Source organism: Poseidonibacter antarcticus, from assembly GCF_003667345.1.
Lineage (GTDB): Bacteria > Campylobacterota > Campylobacteria > Campylobacterales > Arcobacteraceae > Poseidonibacter > Poseidonibacter antarcticus.
In genome coordinates, this window is sequence record NZ_RCWF01000002.1 from 319,326 (window position 1) to 338,763 (window position 19,438).

The following is a 19,438-nucleotide window of genomic DNA, read 5'->3' on the forward strand; positions in this document are numbered from 1 at the left end:
ACAATTGTTTTTTATAATATTGAACTAATATTTTAGGAGAGAGATATGAAAGAAAAAAAAGAAATAGGTATTCACGAAGCTTATTATAATGACCCTATAAAAAGTGATTTAGATATTTTTGGAAGAGAAAGTTCTAAAGAATCAAGAAGAGGTTTTTTAAAAAAATCTTCAATGGCTATGATGGCTGCAATTGTTGGTTCAAATATTCCTTTTGGATCTAATATGCCTTCTGGATTAATTCCAGCAGCACTTGCAAACTCTGATGTTCCTTTTAAAATTCAAGGGAAAGATGGTTTAGTTTATTTAAATGATAGACCTGTAAATGCTGAAGCACCACCTCATATTTTAGATGATGAGTTCACACCTGCTGAACATTTTTTCATAAGAAATAATGGTGTTCCTCCTGAGAAAACAAATGATCCTGAAAATTGGACAGTTGAAATATCAGGTGAAAGTTGTGAAAATCCAACTACTTTTACAGTTGCGCAATTAAAAAAGAAATTTAAGCACTATACTTATGCTCTTCAAATAGAGTGTGGAGGAAATGGTAGAAGCGAATATAACCCACCTGCAAAAGGAAATCAATGGTCTACAGGAGCAGTTGGATGCGGTCGATGGACAGGCGTTAAATTAAAAGATGTATTAGAGTATTGTGGTATTAAAAAAGATGCTGTTTATATTGGATATTACGGGAGAGATACACATTTAAGTGGAGATCCAAGTAAAGTTGCTATTTCAAGAGGTGCTCCAATGTCAAAAGCATTAGAAGAAGAGTCATTACTAGCATGGGCTTATGAAGGTGAAGATATTCCTTTAGTTAATGGATATCCTTTAAGACTTGTTATGGGTGGATGGCCAGCTTCTGTTTCAGGTAAATGGTTAAAACAAATTGTAATAAGAAATAAAGTTCATGATGGAACTAAAATGACTGGACAATCATATAAAGTACCTTGTAATCCAGTTGCCCCTGGAACAAAAGTAGCAGATGAAGATATGTGTATTATAGAATCAATGCCTGTAAAATCATTGATTACATTTCCAAAATCAGGAGTTACTCATAAACTTGGTGAAAAATTCAATTTTAGAGGAAAAGCTTGGGCTGGTGATTTAAAAGTAGAACAAATGGAAGTATCTATTGATTTTGGAGCTACTTGGAAAAAAGTTAAAAAATTAAAAGATCCTTTAAATAGATTAGCTTGGCAATCATGGGAAGCATCTGTTAAATTCCCTAAAACTGGGTATTATGAAGTTTGGGCAAGAGCTATGGATAGTGCAGGAATTAGACAACCAATTATTTTACCAGGTTGGAATCCAAGAGGATACTTAAACAATGCTTGTCATAGAATTGCTGTACAAGTAGTTTAGGAGTTATTATGAAAAATCTCACAAAAACAGCTTTATTATTTGTTTCTTCAGCATTTTTATCATTAAATTTAAGTGCTCAAGAATTAGACAAAGATACAGGACTAATAATAGCAGAAGGAATGCAAACAGTTAAAGCAAATTGTACTGTTTGTCATAGTGCTAAGTTTATAACATTTCAAAAAGGTGATAGAGAAACTTGGCTTTCAATGATTAAATGGATGCAAAAAACACAAGGACTATGGGAATTTGATGCTAAAACAGAAGATACTATTCTTACTTATTTAGAAACAAACTATCCTCCTTCTACTACATCTAGAAGACCTAATTTATCATTTGATAAGTTACCACAATAAAGTCAAAAAAAGAAATAAGAGAAAATTAATCTCTTATTTCTAACACAATCTTTCCAATATGTTTTTTTGTTAAAAACTCTTTTTGTGCTTGAACAATATCTTTTAAGTCAAAAACTTTAGAAACTAATGGTTTTATTTGCTTTTTTTCTATTCTATTTATAAGATTTGAAAATACATTTTTTTCAAGAACTGTACATCCAAAAAACGATAAATCTTTTAAATATAATGTTCTTATATCAAGTTCAACTATAGCTCCACCAATTGCACCTGAAACTGCATATCTTCCTTTTGGTTTTAGAACTTCTAAAAGGTCATTCCATTTTTTTCCTGCTACTAAATCAATTACAACTGTAACAGAATTTTTTCCAAGAACTTCTACAATATTATCTTCTCTTGAAACTACTTGATTTGCTCCAATTTCTTTTATAGCTTCAAACTTTGATTTTGAAGTAATTGCAATTACTTTTGCACCTCTTGCACGGGCTAATTGAACTGCTGCACTTCCAACTCCACCTGATGCACCTGAAATTAATACTATATCATTTTCATTTACATTTGAGCGTGTTAGTAAGTTTTCAGCAGTTGAATAAGAGCAAGGGAATGATGCTAATTGAGTATCCGAATAATCACTTTTAATCTCATAAGCGTGTTCATTTGAAACTACTGTAAATTGTGCAAAACCTCCGTCACATTCACTTCCAAAATACCATGGATTTTCTAATTGTTTTCCGTTTATTTTCTGTAAACATGGTTCTATTAAAACTCTTTGACCAATTCGTGAAGAGTCAATATTTTCTCCAACATCTACAATATATCCACAAACATCAGCCCCTTGAATTCTAGGAAATTTTAAACTCTCTCCTGTCCATGAGGCATCATCACTATCTCCATCATTTTTTGAATACCAAGCAATTCTTGTATTAATATCCGTATTATTAACACCTGCTGCTTTTATTTGTATTAAAACTTCATTTTCTTTAGGAATAGGCGTTTTATAGTTTGTTTCAAATTTTAATTTATCATAGTCACCATTACCAGTCATTAGTAATGCATTCATTGTTTTTGGGATTGTATTCATTTGTACTCTTTAAATTTTTAGATTATTATATTTTCTAGAAGATAAAACAAGAGTTATTTAACTCTTATTTTATAAAGTATTATTTAGCAGCCTTAGCTTCTTTTATCCAAGCGTCAACTTTAGTTTTGTTTTTTTCTAACCATGTTTGTACATGTCTTTTTATATCTTTTTGTTTATTTTGACCATTTGTCATAAGCATATTTTGACCACTAATATCATTAACATCAATTTTAATAATATCAAATAATTTTGCAATATCTTTATGTTTTGTTTTTACACTTGCATTTGTTGCAATTTTTTGATTATTAATATTAAATCCATAATCTGCACCATTTCCTAATTTTGTAGAACCAGCATTTGGATTAGCTGAATGTGTTACTTGTAAGAAAACAACATCTTTTCCAGGAACTAATTTACCACTTACCCAATAAGGAGTCCATGTATAATATAAAATAGGTTTTCCAGTTTTATAGTTTGCAAGAGTATTTGCAATTAATGCAGAATATTCACCTTGATCATGTTCTACTGTATCTCTCATATCATAAGCATCTAATTGATATTCAATAACTTTTTCACATCCCCAACCTGCATTACATCCTGATAAATTTGCTTTTCCATTTCCATTTGTATCAAATAATTTTGCGATTTCTGGTTTTTTTAAATCATTATAATATTTGATATTGTATTTGTCAGCAGTTTTTTTATCTATTAAATACCCTTGAGCACAGTTTGAAATAAAGTCAGAAGATATAAGAATCTTTTTATCTCCTCCAAGAGCAGCAATTTTTTCATTATGTAAAGGATCCCATACAGAAGCTAAGAAATATACATCATCACTATTTGCATTACTTGATATTGTTTGGTATGCAATATCATAATTTACATCTTTAACACCCTCAATTTCATGTCCCATTTTCTTTAATAATTCAGTAACTACTAATGTTTGAAACATTTCTTCTGCAATACCACTAGTTAGAGCTGTAACCTTTGCTCCAAATAAACTTGAAGCTACAACAACTGAAGCTAAAGCACTTATAAACATTTTTTTATTTATCATTTTTTTCCTTTTTAAATTTATAAATAAGACCTATAGGGCCTTTTTCATACCATCTTCTTTTATCGTTTTTGTCTGTATTTCCCATCTCTTGTGTTAATCTATCTAAAATAACGGCAAGAAGTACAATTCCAAGACCACCAACAGCAGCTAGACCAATATCTAATCTACCAATTCCACGAAGAACCATTTGACCTAAACCACCAACTGCAATCATTGAAGCAATAACTACCATTGAAAGTGCAAGCATTAGTGTTTGATTGATTCCTGCCATAATTGTAGGCATTGCTACTGGAATTTGAACTTTCCATAACATTTGAGAAGAACTAGCTCCAAAAGATCTAGAAGCTTCAATCAAATCGTCAGGTACTTGTCTAATTCCTAGATTTGTAAGTCTAATTAATGGTGGCAGTGCAAAGATTATTGTTACAATAACTCCAGGGACATTACCAATACCAAATAACATTACAATAGGAATTAAATATACAAAAGCAGGTGTTGTTTGCATTGCATCTAAAATTGGTCGTAAAACCTTATTTACTGTATCACTTTTTGCAGACCATATACCTAAAGGGAGTCCTATAATTATTGAAAATAAAACAGCTGTAATTACTAAAGATAAAGTAATCATTGATTCTTCCCAAGCACCTATAAAACCAATTAAAAATAATGAAACTAAAGTTCCAAAAGCAAGTTTTTTACTAGAAACTTGTAAAGCTAATAATACAAAAAACAAAATTACTACATATGGATTTAAATATAATAAAAAACTTTCAATTGATTTTAAAACTACATCAATCGGAGCTTTTGCTGCTAAAAATACATCTCTAAAATTTTCAACTAACCAATCAATTCCTGTGTTTGTCCAAGAATCAAAAGGAATAAGAACATCATCAAAAGGATTTAAAATATCAAAATCTTTTATCTCTTCAATAGGTGTTTGAGATTCGTCACTTGTCCAGTTTACTGAAGATTCTTTAGTTTCTTGTGCTGCGGACGCATTACCCCATGGATCATTAGCCATTATCAACTCCTTCATCGAATACTTTTAACAATCTACTTTTTGAAATTGTTCCTTTATATTTTCCCTCATCATTTATTACAGCTGTAGGATATATGTGTCCTGCAACATCTGAAATAAACTCTGAAATTTGTAAGTTTTCATTAATTGGTTTTTCATCAATTACTGCATCAAGAATAGAACCTTCAAGTTTTTTCTGTTCTTTTAAAGATTCTAAAGTTAAAACACCAATGTATCTACCACTTTTTTCTACAAAATATGCATAGTCTTCATCATAATCACTAATATATTGTAATGCTGATTTTATTCCTAAACCATCTTTTTTGATAATTGTAGGTTTCAATTTTTTTGCAATATGAGTAGCACTTAAAACAGAAGTTACATCAACACCTCTAAAAAATGATTTTACATAATCATTTGCAGGTTCATTAATAATTTCTTCAGGAGTTCCAACTTGGCAAACTTCACCATTTTGCATAATTGCGATTCTATCTCCAATTCTAATAGCTTCATCTAAATCATGAGAAATAAATACAATTGTTCTTTTCTCTTTTTCTTGAAGTTCTATTAATTCATCTTGCATTTCTGCTCTAATTAATGGATCTAGTGCTGAAAAAGCTTCATCCATAAGCATAATATCTGGATCATTTGCTAAAGCACGTGCTAATCCTACACGTTGCTGCATTCCACCACTTAATTCATCAGGAAAAGATTGTGCGTGATGTTCAAGTCCAACTTGTTCTAATGCTTTTTGTGCTGCTTCATATCTTTCTTTTTTAGGAATTCCACTTAGTTCTAAACCAAAAGATGCATTATCAATTATGTTCATATGTGGCATTAGTGCGAAAGATTGAAAAACCATTGATATTTTTTTTCTTCTTATCTCAATAAGCTCTTTATCGTTTAAGTTTGTAACATCTATATCATCAATAAAGATTTGACCTGAAGTTGGTTCAATTAGTCTATTTAAAAGTCGTACTAAAGTTGATTTACCTGAACCTGATAAACCCATAATTACAAAAATTTCACCTTCATAAATTTCAAAACTAGCGTCTTGAACTCCTATTGTCATACCTGTTTGAGTGAAAATATCTTCTTTACTCTTTCCATTTTCTAACATTTTTAAAGCTTTTTTTGGATTATCTCCAAATACTTTAAAAACATTTTTAACTGTTAGTTTTGTATTATTAATACTGTAACTCCTTTTCATAAATTATGTAATTTTTTTACATTAAATAAGTATTAATATATCATTTTTTGTGTAAAAATGCAACTTAAAGATAAATTAAACCTTTTACTTATTAATTAAAAAGCAATTTAAAGATAAACTACGCCTAATAAATATAAGAAGGACTATATAATGAATAATGATAAATTTCTAACAGAATTAGATGAAGTTTATGGCTTTTTAAATACTCAAAAATCAAATATTAATAAACTAATCTCATATTTAGAAAATAATGAATTTGAAAAATTAACGATTATAGATGATTTTGCGAAATACCTTGATCTTCCTATGAGTGATGATTTAAGATTTGCATTAGTTACAAGACTTGTAAATTTAAGAGATGATTCACTTGTACAAGTTCTAAAAAAAGAGAACAAAGATGAAACACAAATAATAGAAATTCAAGAAGATGCTTATTGTTTTGTTAGAGATTTCTGGCATGAAAAACATAAAAAAACTGTTGATTATATAAAAAATAATAACTTATTAACTCCATTTTATCAAGCAATTTTTGAAGGTGTTTATAATGTAGGTTTAAAAATGTCATCATGGCAGAGTTTATGGACTGCACATATTATAAATGATGTAAACAAAGACTTAATAAAAAAATTTGATGGTAATGAAGAAAAAGTATTCCAATATCTTGAAGATAATAAATTACTTGATTTAGGTCATAACGATATGATTGCAGATAGATCATATTCAGCACTAGTAAAAGAAAAAGATAAATACTTTTCAAAAGCTTATATCAATGCTTTTAAAATTCAAACTACTGCTGTTATTGATGCACTAGAAGAGTTTGAAGAAAGATTAATTGAACTTGAAGATGAAGTTTATGGTGAAAAATGGAATTATATTTTATATATTCAATCACTTATAAAAGCTTTTGCAGAAGATAAAACACATCTTTTAGTATCAAGATGGGCTGATGTTGATAGAAATTGGATGAAAATAAAATCTCCTATTCAAATTGGACATCCATTAGAATATTATGAAGATCATTTTAGAAAAGCAGTTGCTTTAGAATGGGATATTAGATTAACTAATCCTGAATTTTCACAAGATGATAATAGAGTTAATAAAATAAAATTAGCATTTGCTAAAATATTTACAAAACAAGAACAATCAGAAGAAAATAAATCTGTTTATGATTTTTCACTAAAATCACTTGATAAAGTTCAATTGTATATAGGTCGTCCTGCAATATTTTTTGGGGCAGAATTTAATGGATTATTTTCAGCTCAAGTTGTTCCAAATGATGAACTAGTTTCAAAAGAAGAAGGTAAAAAGATTTTTGCTTTTTCAGATGAAATTCTTCAAACAAGTCGTGCTAAACCATTTTTAAAACTAAGTAGTGAAATTTTTGGACAAGAAATATTAAAAGAAGATAGAGAATTTTTATTTAATCAAACAGAATCTTGGCACAAGGTTTATGATATTACAACAATTGGTCATGAATTTGGTCATATTTTATGGTGTGATGAACAAACAGAATCTGTTATGAATAAAACAGGTAATTTTAAAAATATCGAAGAATTTAAAGCAACAACTGGTGGATTAGTATCTTTCTTTTTAGATGAATCAAATGATGAAAAAGATTTAGAAAAACAAGTATTAATAGATACAGTTAAAAGAGCTGTTGGATTAATGGGTTGGATGGAAGTTGATGAAGTTCAACCATATTATTGTGAAGGTTTAATTCATTTAAGTGGATTATTTGACTCAAAAGTATTAGATTGGAAAGAAGAAAAATTAATAATTGATTTATCAGCTTCAAAATATGAAGACCTTAAAAAATGGTATATTCAAACATATTCATCTTTAGCAAAACATTATCTTGATAAAAAAGATGCAAGTGAATTTTTAAATTTATATGCAATTAAAGAAGAAAAATATTTTTTACCTGTAAATGATAAAATAAACTCATTTGTAAAATACTACTTTAAAAGATACCAAGAAATTGGTCAAGAATTAGACACTATTGATAAAAAAGAAAACTATATTAGATAAGAGGAACTTTCCTTTTATCTATTCTTTTTGATAACTATTATTAATATTAAGTATTATTTAAAACATTAAGTTATATTATTCCACTTGTAGAACAGAAAAGGAATACAATGTATAAAACAATAGTAGATTGTGCGATTAATAAATCTTATCTTATAAAAAAATTGCATACGACAGGTGCATTAAGACAAAGACTTATCTCATTTGGAATACTAAAAGGTGTTGAAATAAAATATCTTTCTTCGACAAATCTTCATGCAACGTATGAAATACAAGTTGGAAAGATGATTATTGCTTTAAGAAAAGAAGAAGCTATGAAAATAGAGGTGCAAAATTATGAAACAAATTAAAATTGCACTAGTAGGTCAACCAAATGTTGGTAAAAGTATGCTTACAAATGCTATGGGAGACACTACACTTCATGTAGGAAACTTTTCAGGTGTAACTGTAGAAAAAAAAGAGATAAAATTTAAATACAAAGATTATTTAATCACTATTGTTGATCTTCCTGGTACATATATGCTTACAAATTATTCTATGGAAGAAAAAGTTACAAGTGACTTTTTGAAAAATGAAGAGTATGATTTGATTTTAAATGTTGCGGATTCTACGAATCTTGAAAGAAATCTTCAACTTACATCTGAACTTCTTAACCTAGATAAAAAAATGCTTCTTGCTTTAAATATGTCAGATGAAGCAAAAAAAGAGAAAATTGAAATAAATTCTAAGCTAATGGAAGAACTTATGGGTATTAGTATCACTAAAGTTTCTGCTGTTACAAAAGAAGGTGTATCAACATTACTTCAAAATATTGTAAATACTTATGAAAATGAAAAAAGAGAAAATAAACTTATTTTTAGTGAAGCAATTGAAGAAGAAATACGAAATATTACTGAGCATTTAGAAGAAAATAAATATGAAAGTGAATATTCTTATCGTAAAATTGCAATAGATTTAATAAGTGAAAATAAACAAACATACAAAAAATTACACGATGAACCTATTTGGATAACACTTCAAACTATTTTATTAGATGCAATCAAACATATACAAACACATAATGAAGATGAAGCAATGATAGATATTTTTGCAGAAGAATATATGTCTTTTAACAAAGGAATATTACTTGAAACTGTAAAAGTAAATAAGCTAGATAGTTCTAAAATCACTACAACACAAAAAATAGATAATATTCTAATCCACCCTTTTTTAGGAATTCCTATATTTTTATTTTTAATGTGGGGATTATTTCAATTAACATTTGAAGTAGGTTCTATTCCTATGGATTGGATTGATGCATTTTTTGGATGGTTGGGTGATTTAGTAGGTGCAACTATTGTCAATGATGATTTAAGGTCACTTGTAGTTGATGGAATCATAGGTGGAGTTGGTGCTGTTGTTTTATTTGTTCCTAATATTATCATTTTATTTGTAGGAATTGCTCTACTTGAAGGAACTGGATATATGTCAAGGGTTGCATATTTACTTGATGGTTTCTTCCATAAGTTTGGATTACACGGACAATCTTTTATTCCTTTAGTAACTGGTTTTGGTTGCTCTATTCCTGCTTATATGGGTGCTAGGATTCTAAAAAATGATAGAGATAGATTATTGACTTTATTTATCATTGGATTTATGAGTTGTGGTGCAAGATTACCTGTTTATGTATTATTTATAGGTGCTTTTTTTGAACCTCAATATGCAGGAAATGCTCTTTTTGCTATTTATATTAGTGGTGCTATTCTTGGTATATTATTAGCAAAAGTATTAAAAATGACTGCTTTTAAAGGTGAAAATGAACCATTTGTAATGGAAATGCCAAAATATAGATTACCCTCTGCTGTTTTAATATGGCATACAGTAAAAATCAAAACACTAATGTATCTAAAAAAAGCAGGAACATTTATTGCCGCTGCTTCAATACTAGTTTGGTTTTTAAGTAATTATCCAAAAAATGAAGTTTTAACATTTGATTACCAACAACAAATAGCAGTAGCACAAGAATCACAAAAAGATGATTTATCAAATCTTTTAAATGAAAAACTTTTAGAACAAAGTTACTTAGGACAAGTTGGGAAATTTATAGAACCAATATTTGAACCATTAGGAATGGATTGGAAAATGGCAGTTGCCTTACAAACAGGACTAGCTGCAAAAGAAGTTGTAGTTTCAACGCTTGGAGTTTTATACTCTTTAGGTGGTGATGTTGATGAAGAAAACAGTACTTTACAACAAAGACTATCAGATCATATTCCCTTTGCATCAGCGGTTGCATTTATTGTAATTATGATGACGTATTTACCTTGTTTGGCTGCAACTGTAGTTTTCTCAAGAGAAGCTGGTGGATTTAAGTATGTACTGTATTTATTTGCTTTTACAACAACAGTTGCATATTCGTTTGCATTTATTGCTTATAAAGTAGCCTTGCTATTTTAAAGAAAAATAAGAGGATTTTTTCCTCTTATTTTAGAATCTTATCTACTAACTGCTCATAATCTTTTACACAATCATAAGTAATATTTTCATCTTCTAAAAATTCAAAATATTTTTTAGCATAGGCTATTTTCAAATCTTCACTTCCTTTTAATTGTAACTCTTCACAATTTCCTTTTGTTTCAGCTATAAAATATATATCTTTTTTATCACTTCTTTCAAAAACTACTGCCCAATCGGGATTGTATCCACCAAGTGGTGTTGGGATTTTGAAATCATTTGGTAGTTTTGCATAGACTACAACTTGTCCATTATCCATATCATAAGCAAAGTTTTTTTCTACTTTTGAATCAGCTTTTAGATAATCATAAATATGTTTTTTTACTTCTATTGTATCTCCTGTTGTTCTTGATAAATTACATTTGAAGTTTGGAACTGTAAAAATATTTGTATCATATTCTTTATTAGTTTTAAAATATTTTATTCCACTTATTATTAGTTTTACTTTTTGTGTATTTATTATCTTTGTTATCTTTAAAATAAAATCTTCTGGGTTTGCTTTGAACATTGCAAATTTGTTTTCTCTTATTTTTGATAAAATTTCTACTGCTGTTTTTCTAGTAATTTGGCTACTTTTTACTATTTCACCTATTAAATCATATTTTGTAAAACCTAGTTCATAATCCATTCTTTCATAAGTATTTTGTGCTTCATCTAAAATAGATTTATCTTTTGATAAATCATCTATTCTTAAGTTTTCTTTTTGTGTTGAACTAATTATTTGAACCTTTACTTTTTGTACTTCAAGAGTTTGATTTATTGATTCTATACTATTTTTTATTAACTCTTTTGAATCAATATTTATAGTATAACTTGCTTGTTTATTTATTTTTTGCCATAAAGTTTGAAACTCTTTTTTATAAAAGTTTTCATTTGGTTCTAGTTTTATTTCATTATTTGATTTATCATTATCTATCATATTTTTTACATTTGCACTTGAACTTGCTTGTTTGATTATTTCTTTTATCTCTTTTTCAAAACCTTCAAAACTTTGTGGTAATTCAAAATCATCATTTTTAATATCTTTTATAGCCTTTTGACTTATAAACTCATCTTCCCCTATATAACCTTTTTCTTTCCAATCTTCAAAAAGCTCTTTTGCTAAAGGTTTTGATATTATTAAAACTTCACCTTTTTCATTTTTTAGTGTTATTTTTTCTAAGACTTTTGCTGTGATTTTTGTTTCTCGGCTTAGACTTTCTAATATCTCTTTTTGTAAAGTTTTTGCAAATTCATCATAAGATTCACTAGCAATTACAGTTAGGTTATTTATATCAAAAAATTGTGATTCTAGTTTTGTAAAATCTTGTCTAATTCCATGTTTATCTACACAAATTCTAAGCCCTCGACCTATTTCTTGTCTTTTACTATCTGTACTATTTGAGTGTTTTAATGTACATATTTGAAATACATTTGGATTATCCCAACCCTCTTTTAAGGCACTATGAGAAAAAATAAATCTTGTAGGCTCTTTAAAATCCAAAAGTTTTTCTTTGTCTTTCATAATCAAATCATAAGCATTTACATCTTTTAATATATCACTTTCTTTTGTGATAGCTTTACCTTTTTTATCAATAGAAAAATATCCTTTATGAATAGTATTTGTATCAAATTTATCAATATATTTAAAATATTCTTCATCAAAAAGTGTACGGTTTTCTTCTATTACTTTTTTGTATTCTTCTTCAAAAACCTCTTCATATTCTGATTTTATTTTATTGTTATTTTCATCATAAATTCTATATTTTGCAACCTCATCAATAAAAAATAGACTTAATACTTTTATTCCTTTTTCAAATAAAACTTTCTCTTTTTGAATATGACTTTTTATTGTTTCTCTTATTTGTATTCTTCTTAAATGCTTCTCTTCAACACTTCCTACAACCTCACCTGCACTTAATGTAATTCCATTTAAAAACTTGATTGTATTTGTTCTTGCATCTATTGAAGTTACTATATAAGAATCTTGATATTGGGCTAAATTTTGTGATAAGTCATATAGATTGTCACCCTCTTGTACTTTTTTGCTCTTTTTTACTATTGAACTTTTTTGTTTTATATCTATTTCTATTAGTGCTTGGGGATTGTTTTTGCTTAAAATTATTGTATCAAAAAATACATATCCACCTGTTGCACTATCACCTTGTACATCTATGGCTTTTACTGATATTTTTTTTACTAATTTTTGATTATAAGCATCAATTGCATCAAGGCGATAAATTTTATGAAAATCATCCTTATGAGTTGCACTAAATCTTAATGTAAACAATGCTTTAAACTCTTTTAACTTTGACTCAGCAGTTTTCCCTAATCTTTGTGGTTCATCTATTATAAGTATTGGTTTTGTTCTATTTAGTACATCTATTGGACGCAATGATTGCATTGAATCTTGGTCTTTATATATTTTTCTTGATTCTTTTGAACTTGTTGCAAAAGCTTGATAATTTACTATCATTACTTCTATATTTGAACTATTTGAAAAGTTGCTAATATTTGTAAGGTTTGAGCTGTTTTTTGTATCGTAGATAAAATATCTTATTGTTTTATTATACTGTTCTTTAAAATGCTCTTTTGTAATTTCTAATGATTTATGAACACCTTCTCTTATTGCAATACTTGGAACTACTATTATAAATTTGCTCCATCCATAAAGCTTATTTAATTCAAAACAAGATTTTGTATAAACATAGGTTTTTCCTGTTCCTGTTTCCATCTCAATTGTGAAGTTTAATCCTGCTTTTAAATCAAGGCTTTGCTTTAATAATGGATCTTTCTTTTGTACATTTTGGATATTTTCAAGCATATTTATATTTGGTGATAGTTCTTGATTTGAAAATCTTTTGATGATTATTTCTTCTTCAAGGAGTCCATTTTTTACTATTTTTCTATCTATTATATCTTCTCTTAAACCTTTTTCTTGACCTATAAATAAGTCTGTAATAGCCTTTGTGGCTTCACTTTGATAGTTTTGTGTTTTAAACTGTAGTTTCATTTTATATCACCGATACACTAGAGTTTTGGCTTAGGTCTTGTATGGCGTTTATTTTATCTGTGTCATTTGCAAAACATCCATCTTTTAGTACTACTTTATATGGATTGTGTGCTTTTATTTTTTCTATAACTTCTAGTGAAATGTTTTGACTAAAACACGCAACTAATTCGCTGTTTTCTAAGATAAATATTGTTTTATCATCTACTATTTCTTTTGTGATTTTTAAGTCTAATTCTATTCCTAAATCTAACATAATTTGAAATAATAAATCTAATTCATCTCTATCTTCTTTAATATTTGATTCAAGATTAAATAAATCTTTTTGTCCTAAATCATTTGGATGATAATATACATCTTTGAAGTTAGAAGAATCTGTTTTTAAAACTCTAAAACCTATGTCTAGGTTTTTGATATTTTCTTTGTCTTTGTTATCTTCTATGATTTTTTCTCCTGCTCTTCTGATTCGTTCTTTTCCTATTTCTGGAATTGTTTTGTATCCTGCTTTAAAAGCTTCACTTTTTTCATCCGTAACTTCTGAAAGTTGCACCATGATGTATTTTCTATTTCCAATATCTTGGGCATTTAAGTCAATAACTGCATGAGCTGTTGTTGCTGAACCTGAGAAGAAGTCTAGGATTAGGTCGTCTTTTTTTGTAGATAGAATCATTAATTGTTGAATAAGTTTAATTGGTTTTGGAGTATCAAAGGGTGAACTATTAAACAAAGATTGTAATAATTTTGTGCCTTTTGTTGCCGTTCCATAACTATTACCGTCAAACCAAGTATTAGGTACACTACCAAATTCTTTTTTTTCTTCATAAAAAACTTTTAATTGAGGTCTTCCATCTCCTGTTTTTCCAAAAACTATACGCTTATCAGATAACCATTCTTTATAGTTTTTTTCTTCAGTTCTCCAGCATCTTCCATTTGGAGGCATATGTATCTCATTAGTATTTGGATTTATTATAGGATAAGTTAAATTTGGTCTTATATTAGGTGCGTCAAAAGGATCTGCTTTCCAGATACCTCGTGAATCATTATCTGGATTAGCAAACTTACCCTTATCAAGAGGAATAGGATAACAAGCAAAAGATTTTTCTTTAAACCATAATTCTTTATTTACTTCTTTTAATCGTCTATTTGTTTGTCTTCTAATTTTTGCATAGCTAACTATATACTCATGACTACTACTTAAATCTGTATCATTTTGAATTGATTGCCTTGCTTGCCAAGGAATTTGACTAACAAAATTCCCCTCACCAAAAACCTCATCACAAATCTTTCTCAAATTATGAACTTCATTATCATCAATTGATATAAAAATAACTCCGTCATCTTTTAGTAAATTTCTTGAAACTAAAAGCCTTTCATACATCATACTTAACCAATCACTATGAAATCTTCCATTTGAGTCTGTATTTTTAAATAGTTTGTTTTCTTCTTCATCTTTTAAGCCGATTTTCTCTTCAAAATTTTCTTTGCTCTCTTTGAAGTTATCTTTATATACAAAGTCTTTTCCTGTATTATAAGGTGGGTCTATATATATCATTTTGATTTTGTTTAGGTAGCTTTCTTGTAGAAGTTTTAGCACTTCAAAGTTATCACCTTCTATATATAAATTTTGCGTATTTTCAAAATCTTTTGATTCTTCTATACTTGGTCTTAGTGTCTTTTTTATAGGTGTATTTGCTTTTAGTAAACTTGCCTTTTTACCTGGCCAATCTAGTCTATATCTTTCATCATCACCTTCAACTATATTTTCACTTAGTATTTGTTTTAAAAGGTCAAAGTCTACTGCTTTTTTAACTGTGTTTCCATCCTTTTTTTCACTTATTATATTTGGAAAAAGTTTGGCTAGTTTTTCTATGTTTTCATCTGTTATATTTGCTGTTTGCATTTTTAGCTTGTTTAACTTGTTTAGCTTTAGTTCATTCAATTTTCATCCTTTTGTATGTTTTTTAATTCTTCTTGTAGTTGTGTTTGTAGTGGTTTTAAGCTTCTTGATAGTTCAAGTTGGCGTTTAAATACTTTTTCTTTTTTGATTTTATTTTCTAGTGTTGAAATCTGTTTTTTAAGCTCTTGTATTTCCTTTTCTTTTTTGATTAGTTCATTTAGGTTTAAAGTTTCATTTTTGGTATTTAAAAAAGTTTTTACTGTATTTTCATAAATTTTCTCAAGATTTATATCTTGAAAGTTAAACTCTTTTTTTTCATTCCAAGGTGATAAAAAACATTTGCTATTATCCAAAGTAAATATTGCAAAACAATACTCTTCTTCATAAACAATCTCATATAAAATAGGTCTGTTTATTAGCTTTGATATGTTTTTTATAGCCTCTTTTGGTACTTCTTTTTCATTTAGTTTTATTTGGATTATTAGTATTTCTTTTATATTTTTTGTTTCTGGTGTATTTATACTTTGAGAACATAGTTTATGTTTTAGAGTTATTTTAATTATGCTTTTAAATATTTTTTTTGCATTTTTAATTTTTTCTTCAAAAACTTTTTTGGGTAAAAATCTATTTACAATACTTGCTGATGGTAGTTTAAAATCGTGCATAAAAACTACTTTATAACCACAAAAGATATAAGCTCAAAATCATCTAAGCCTTTTACACTATTTTGTAGAAAGCTTGAAGAATTACCGCTAAAAAGTGATTCTATATCGCTTTGTTCTTTTGTTTGGATTATTGAACTTATTGATTCATTTAAAAGGTTTGAGTATTCACTCATATCTTTTCCATCATTTGTTTGATTATTAAAAAGAGTATAAACATCATTTAAAGGCATTTCTTTACCTTTGCAAAGTGTTCGTATTGTATCTAGGGTATTTTTGACATTTAGATGATTTGATAATACTTCTCCATCTTGTGAGATATAAACTAAATAAAATGGATGTAGTTGATTTGTATTATCTATATTTACATTGTCATTTATATTTTTTAGTACAAAGATTACACCCTCTTTTATATTTTTGCTATTATCTTTTTTGCAAACTGTATGCACTCCACAACTTACATTTTTTATATCGCCTTTTGTATTTATAAACTCTATTAAGTCCATTCTAAAATCATTTAATCCCAAATCTGTAATAGAAATAGAACTATCTATATCTTCTAAATCTACTACTTCATTTTGCATTTTTTGAAGTTGTACTTTTCTAAACTGCATATCACTTGATTTATTTGTTAATACATTATCTTCACCTGTAGCTGTTGTATCAACCATAAACATTCGTGTTTCTACTCTATTTTTTAGGTTTATATATTCATCTAGGCTTATTTGTGGCCAAAAGTTTATTAGTTGGATATATTTATTTTTACTTCCGATTCTATCAACTCGACCAAATCGTTGTATTATTCGTACAGGATTCCAATGAATATCATAATTTATAAGCATGTCACAATCTTGTAGATTTTGCCCTTCGCTTATACAATCAGTTGCTATTAAAATATCTAGTTGTTTTTCGTTTGCTTTTAGCTTTTTGTTTTTTGCAAGTGGTGAAAAATGACATAAGATATTGTTAAACTCATTGTTTATATTTAGTGTTGATTTATTTGTACTAGAACCTGTGATTTTTGCACTTTGTAAACCTAAAGAGAGATTAAAATCTTTTAAGTTTTCATATAAATAATTTGCGGTATCTGCAAATGCTGTAAATATTATAATTTTATGATTGTTTTTATTTATGGGGTTTTGTTTTTTGTTTTGAATTATCTCTTTTAATAAGTTTAGTTTTTCATCATCTTTTGCTTTTACTTTTTCCATATCATATAAAATATTTAAGGCTATGTCTAAATCTTCTTGTAAGTCGGTTTTCCATCCTAGAGTATTCATATCTTCTAGGTTTATTTTTACTTTTTTACCTATGCTAAACTCTTCATCAAGCCAAGTTTCATTTTCCATATCTTCAAGTTCAATAATATTTTCATCTTCTATTAAACTTGTTCTATCGCCATTTTCAAAGGCTTCTATTTTTTCGCATATATTTTGAATATTTGTAGCAAATTTATCTAAGGTGATTCTAAAACTATCCACACTACTTTCAAGTCTTTTTAGGAAATTTACTCGCATTAGTATTTTTAGATTGTTTTCTCTATTTTTTTGTTTTAGTGTTGCTTTATTGTTTATCTTATCATCATAAAGATTACTATAAAAATCAATTTTGCTTTCTAAAATATAGTTAAATGGTGTATAAACTCCCATATTAAAAGTAGATAATTTTTTATAAATCTCTTCTATTTGCATCACATTATCTAGTTTTGTAATATCACTTCTTACTGTTTTTGGAGCTAATCTTGTAGGGAATTTTCCAATAGCATTCATATCATAGTATTTTTCTATATGCTTTCTACTTCGTGCAATTGTTACAGAATCCAAAAGTTTAAAAAAGTCAAAATTTTGATTTAATTCATCTAAAAGTTTTTTTGTACTTCTTTGTTCATTTGGTAATTTTGACCAATTGTTAAACGAAAGTTGTGCTTTTCTCAAAATTGAATCAATAGAGTTAGAGATATTTAGTTTTTCATCTTTTATATTTGTTTGACCTTCGTAAGCTAGGGCTAATTGGTTTTTCAAATCTTTAAAACGATTGTTTACAGGTGTTGCACTTAACATCAAAAGCTTAGTTTTCACTCCTGATTTTATGGTATTTAGTAGTTTTTGGTATCTTGTAGTTTTGTCTTTTCTTGCGTCATTATTTCTAAAATTGTGTGATTCGTCTATTACTATCAAGTCATAGTTTGACCAATTTATACGGCTTAAATCCACACCATTTGAAAAACCTTTTTCTCTTAAAATATCTGTATGATATAAAACGTGATAGTTAAATCTATCTTTTAAAAGTGGATTGTCTTCATAGTTATTTAAAAATGTTTTCCAGTTATCGCCTAATTTTTTAGGACATAAAACTAAAACTGATTTGTTTCTTTCTTGATAATATTTTATAACTCCAAGAGCTGTAAATGTTTTACCAAGTCCTACAGAGTCTGCTAAAATACAACCATTGTATCGTTCAAGTTTATTTATAAGCCCTAAAACTGCATCTTTTTGAAAGTCATATAAAGTATTCCAAATTACACTATTTTTGAAACCTGTTTTTTCATTTGCCAAATCATCTTCATTTAAATCTTCTAAAAACTCATCAAATATATGATACAAAATCAAATAATATATAAATTCAGGCGAATTTTCTTTATAAAGGTTATCAATATAATTTACAACTTCACTTGTAACATCTTTTAAAATATCTTTATCATTCCATACTTTTTCAAAATTATTTAAAAACTCTTTTGTAATATTTGAATCTTCCATTTTATTTATGATTCTTAAAGCAGAGTTATCACTTTTATATCCAAAACCAGCACTTGAAAACTCATCAATTCCTAGATATACAGATTTTTGCTCATTGTTATCAAGAATTAACATAGCTTGAATTGAGTTATTTCCTTTATTTGTTTTAAAGGTAACTTTTTGTTCTAGCCATTTTTTGCACTCTTTGGCAATATTTTTGCCTTTTAGTTCATTTTTTAGATTTATTTCAAAACTTGAACCATTTATTGCTTTTTGTCTATTTATTGAGTTTATTTCAAAGTATTTTGTATCTTTATTATTTTTGTCATTTTCTATAAAAGTTGGATCTGTAAAAATAAAATTAAGTGAGTCAATGTTTTTTAACTCTTTTTTCAAACTCTCAAATCCATAGATAGAAAAAATAGATGAAGCAATACTTAATTTACTGTTTTTAACAATAGATAATTTTAAATCATCACCTACTTTATTTATTTTATTATCGAAAGTTTTTATCAATGTAATTTCTCTTAAAAGTTATTTTTAAGGGATATATTAC

The 19,438-nt window shown here is 27.6% G+C and carries 13 protein-coding genes; 5 read left to right on the forward strand and 8 right to left on the reverse strand.

The window, feature by feature from the left end:
* Window positions 1–171 precede the first annotated feature (171 nt).
* Together D9T19_RS04320 and D9T19_RS04325 are read left to right on the forward strand one after the other, a co-directional pair.
* Window positions 172–1,365, forward strand: a complete 1,194-nt coding sequence (locus tag D9T19_RS04320) for a sulfite oxidase (protein WP_205588686.1) — start codon at window positions 172–174, stop codon at window positions 1,363–1,365.
* Between the two features lie 8 nt (window positions 1,366–1,373).
* Complete coding sequence (locus D9T19_RS04325; RefSeq protein ID WP_121626978.1) at window positions 1,374–1,718, forward strand: hypothetical protein; 345 nt, start codon at window positions 1,374–1,376, stop codon at window positions 1,716–1,718.
* 25 nt (window positions 1,719–1,743) lie between these two features.
* On the opposite strand, the gene D9T19_RS04330 is transcribed toward D9T19_RS04325, so the two are convergent.
* The 4 genes from D9T19_RS04330 to proV form a co-directional block, all read right to left on the reverse strand.
* Window positions 1,744–2,796, reverse strand: coding sequence for an alcohol dehydrogenase family protein (locus tag D9T19_RS04330; RefSeq protein WP_121626979.1), 1,053 nt, complete (start codon window positions 2,794–2,796; stop codon window positions 1,744–1,746).
* A 79-nt stretch (window positions 2,797–2,875) separates the two neighbouring features.
* Window positions 2,876–3,853 carry a glycine betaine/L-proline ABC transporter substrate-binding protein ProX gene (gene proX, locus D9T19_RS04335; RefSeq protein WP_121626980.1) on the reverse strand — a complete coding sequence of 326 codons (978 nt, stop codon included), beginning with the start codon at window positions 3,851–3,853 and terminating at the stop codon, window positions 2,876–2,878.
* Window positions 3,843–4,874, reverse strand: a complete 1,032-nt coding sequence (proW, locus tag D9T19_RS04340) for a glycine betaine/L-proline ABC transporter permease ProW (RefSeq protein ID WP_121626981.1) — start codon at window positions 4,872–4,874, stop codon at window positions 3,843–3,845. Before proW ends, proX begins: the two co-directional genes overlap by 11 nt.
* A complete protein-coding gene (gene proV / locus D9T19_RS04345) occupies window positions 4,867–6,081 on the reverse strand; it encodes a glycine betaine/L-proline ABC transporter ATP-binding protein ProV (RefSeq protein WP_121626982.1) in 1,215 nt (404 codons plus the stop codon). The genes proW and proV overlap by 8 nt, the downstream gene beginning before the upstream one ends.
* A 150-nt stretch (window positions 6,082–6,231) precedes the next feature.
* Between proV and ciaB the strand changes: the two genes are divergently transcribed.
* The 3 genes from ciaB (at window position 6,232) to feoB (ending at window position 10,542) form a co-directional block, all read left to right on the forward strand.
* Window positions 6,232–8,109, forward strand: coding sequence for an invasion protein CiaB (gene ciaB, locus D9T19_RS04350; RefSeq protein ID WP_121626983.1), 1,878 nt, complete (start codon window positions 6,232–6,234; stop codon window positions 8,107–8,109).
* Between the two features lie 107 nt (window positions 8,110–8,216).
* Window positions 8,217–8,456 (forward strand): FeoA family protein, encoded by a 240-nt coding sequence (locus D9T19_RS04355; protein WP_121626984.1) that lies wholly within the window; start codon window positions 8,217–8,219, stop codon window positions 8,454–8,456.
* On the forward strand, window positions 8,443–10,542 hold the full coding sequence (gene feoB / locus D9T19_RS04360) for a ferrous iron transport protein B (RefSeq protein ID WP_121626985.1): 2,100 nt from the start codon (window positions 8,443–8,445) through the stop codon (window positions 10,540–10,542). Before D9T19_RS04355 ends, feoB begins: the two co-directional genes overlap by 14 nt.
* 25 nt (window positions 10,543–10,567) lie before the next feature.
* Here the strand turns inward: feoB and D9T19_RS04365 are convergent, their stop codons facing one another.
* From D9T19_RS04365 to D9T19_RS04380, 4 genes are read right to left on the reverse strand one after another with little or no spacing between them, the layout of a single operon-like run.
* Complete coding sequence (locus D9T19_RS04365; RefSeq protein WP_121626986.1) at window positions 10,568–13,591, reverse strand: restriction endonuclease; 3,024 nt, start codon at window positions 13,589–13,591, stop codon at window positions 10,568–10,570.
* A 1-nt stretch (window position 13,592) separates the two neighbouring features.
* Window positions 13,593–15,527: a site-specific DNA-methyltransferase gene (locus D9T19_RS04370; protein ID WP_205588680.1), complete on the reverse strand. Its 1,935-nt coding sequence runs from the start codon at window positions 15,525–15,527 to the stop codon at window positions 13,593–13,595.
* The gene (locus tag D9T19_RS04375; RefSeq protein WP_121626987.1) at window positions 15,524–16,150 is read right to left on the reverse strand and encodes a DUF4391 domain-containing protein; all 627 of its coding nucleotides are present in this window, start codon (window positions 16,148–16,150) and stop codon (window positions 15,524–15,526) included. The genes D9T19_RS04370 and D9T19_RS04375 overlap by 4 nt, the downstream gene beginning before the upstream one ends.
* A gap of 5 nt (window positions 16,151–16,155) precedes the next feature.
* A complete protein-coding gene (locus tag D9T19_RS04380) occupies window positions 16,156–19,398 on the reverse strand; it encodes a helicase-related protein (protein ID WP_121626988.1) in 3,243 nt (1,080 codons plus the stop codon).
* Window positions 19,399–19,438: the final 40 nt, after the last annotated feature.